Raw genomic sequence first — 2,313 nt, 5'->3', positions numbered from 1 at the left:
CCATAGATCGCTCCTTATCATTGACAGCTCTTATAATTCCTTCAAAATCTCCCGTGAAAGACTCCTGATACGCTCCATTCTCTCCTGCAGCTTAGATTCTTCGCCGGATATGGTCTCCATTTGGCCTGTCTGATTCAGCCGGGTCAGTTGTTCGATTTCGCCGATTTTTTCCCTTACCGTCCCAAAACGTGCAACCAGATGCAGCTTGCTCTCATAATCCTGCAGTATCTTATCGCAGCGCTTTATCAAATCGTGGACTCCTTGTCTGCTGATGCCATGCTCCTTTGCAAGCTCTCCCAGCGACATATCGTTGCACACTGCGTCCTCATAGATATTCCGTTGATGAGGCGTCAAAAGCTCCCCGTAGAAATCGTACAAAAGCACCTGCTCAAAAATTTTCTCCATGTGTCAACCACCTTGCATAGGATACTATACTTCTCCCCGGGTGTCAAGTATTTTTTCTTTACAGCTTCTCACTAAAATAGCTCTTATAGCCCTCCCCATAGATTTCCGTTGCGCTGGTCACAATCATAAAGGCCAGCGGGTCCTCCTCCTTCACAATGGCTTCCGCCTTATATGCCATCTGCTTTTTGATGGCGCATAAAATGACGCTTTTTTCCCGTCCGCTGTAGGCGCCGCTGCCCTTTACATGGGTAACGCCGATATCCAGCTCCTCCAGAAGCCGTCTGGTGATAGGCTCCGACCGGTCACTGATAATATAAATAAGCTTTGCGCCGTCTCTTCCGTACAAAACCACATCCAGAATAAGGGATGTGGTAAAGACCACAAGACCCGCATACAGTGCCTTGTCAATATCCCGGAATACAAAGGCCGATACGGTCACAATCATAATATCGGTCATAAGAAACAAAAAGCCCGTTTTCAGATAAGGGAATTTTCTGCGCAGAACCTTGATGACAATGTCCGTTCCCCCCGTGGTTGCCCCGGCCTTAAACACAAGCCCCATGCCAAGGGCCATCAGTGCGCTCCCCGCCAAAGCCGCCAGAAGCGGGTCTGAAGTGGCCGGCCCCGCAGGGGCAAGCAGATTGGTAAAAAAGGATGAGAGAATCGTGCAGTACATGGTTGACAGAATCAGCCGCAGTCCAAACTTCCAGATCCCTAACAGCAGTATGGGAATATTGACCATCATAATCCAGGTGCCCGTTTCCAGTCCCGTAAGCCTGTTTAAAATAATTGCGATGCCTGTGATCCCTCCGGGGGCCAGAGAATTGGGGTCCAAAAACAGGCTCACAGCCAGTGCGTAAATAAAAGAAGCTGCCGTAATAATAAGATAGTCAAGCATTCTTCCCTTTATGGTCTTTTTCTCCTGAAACTCCATTTTCTCCTCCTTTTTGCTGCCGGATACCCAAAAAACCGCATATATAGTATATGCGGTTTTTGACAATGTAACGTTTTTGTTCAAAGAAAAATGTCAGATATTAGTGCGCACCTGTCTTGGTTTATACCCTTCCTTTTCCAGGGCGTCAATGATCTGATGCTTGTGCTCCGTTCCAAAGGCCTCCATGGTGATGCGCAGCTCCACGGCGGCGCTTCTGTTGATGGATACAAACTGATTGTGCTCCAGTTTGATCACGTTGCCGTTTACGCCCGCGATAATCCCCGATACCCGGTACAGCTCTCCCGGCTTGTCCGGAAGCAGAACGGAGACAGTAAATATCCTGTCCCTTATGATAAGGCCCTGCTGTACCACGGAGGACATGGTGATCACATCCATGTTTCCGCCGCTTAAAATGGAAACCACCTTTTTATCCTTTACCTTCAGATGCTTCAAAGCGGCCACTGAGAGAAGTCCCGAATTTTCCACGATCATCTTATGGTTTTCCACCATATCAAGGAACGCTACCACCAGCTCCTCGTCCTCCACGGCGATAATATCGTCCAGATTTTTCTGCAGGTAGGGGAACAGCTTGCTTCCCGGCGTTTTTACCGCAGTGCCGTCCGCAATGGTATTCACCCCGGGAAGGGTGGTCACCTTGCCCTCCCTTATAGACACCTGCAGGCAGTTTGCCCCCGCAGGCTCCACGCCGATCACCTGTATCTTGGGATTTAACAGCTTGGCCAGGGTTGACACACCTGTGGCCAGGCCGCCCCCTCCCACAGGAACCAGAATATAATCCACCAGCGGAAGCTCCTTCACGATCTCCATGGCGATGGTTCCCTGTCCTGTGGCCACCGTCAGATCATCAAAGGGATGAATAAAGGTATAGCCGTGCTCCTTGGCAAGCTCATAGGCCTTGGCGCAGGCTTCATCGTAAACATCACCCCAAAGCACCACCTCCGCGCCATAGCTTT

The 2,313-nt window shown here is 49.9% G+C and carries 3 protein-coding genes; all 3 read right to left on the bottom strand.

The genetic code is table 11. The features are described 5' to 3' along the window. Positions 1–30: 30 nt before the first annotated feature. On the bottom strand, positions 31–405 hold the full coding sequence (gene ylxM, locus AC1WIP_RS14725; protein ID WP_481142538.1) for a YlxM family DNA-binding protein: 375 nt from the start codon (positions 403–405) through the stop codon (positions 31–33). Positions 406–463: 58 nt separating this feature from the next. Continuing rightward, complete coding sequence (locus tag AC1WIP_RS14720; protein ID WP_481142537.1) at positions 464–1,339, bottom strand: YitT family protein; 876 nt, start codon at positions 1,337–1,339, stop codon at positions 464–466. Between the two features lie 93 nt (positions 1,340–1,432). After that, positions 1,433–2,313: threonine ammonia-lyase (locus AC1WIP_RS14715; protein WP_481142536.1), on the bottom strand; the 881-nt coding region annotated here is incomplete at its 5' end.

The sequence above is a fragment of the Acetatifactor sp. genome (genome assembly GCF_982438285.1).
The sequence above is the reverse complement of the archived record's forward strand: the minus strand, read 5'-3'. Positions and strand labels throughout refer to the sequence as shown.

Excerpts from the sequence above, each read along its gene's own strand:
- ylxM (WP_481142538.1), bottom strand. The coding sequence starts at position 405 with ATGGAGAAAATTTTTGAGCAGGTGCTTTTGTACGATTTCTACGGGGAG.
- AC1WIP_RS14720 (WP_481142537.1), bottom strand. The coding sequence starts at position 1,339 with ATGGAGTTTCAGGAGAAAAAGACCATAAAGGGAAGAATGCTTGACTAT.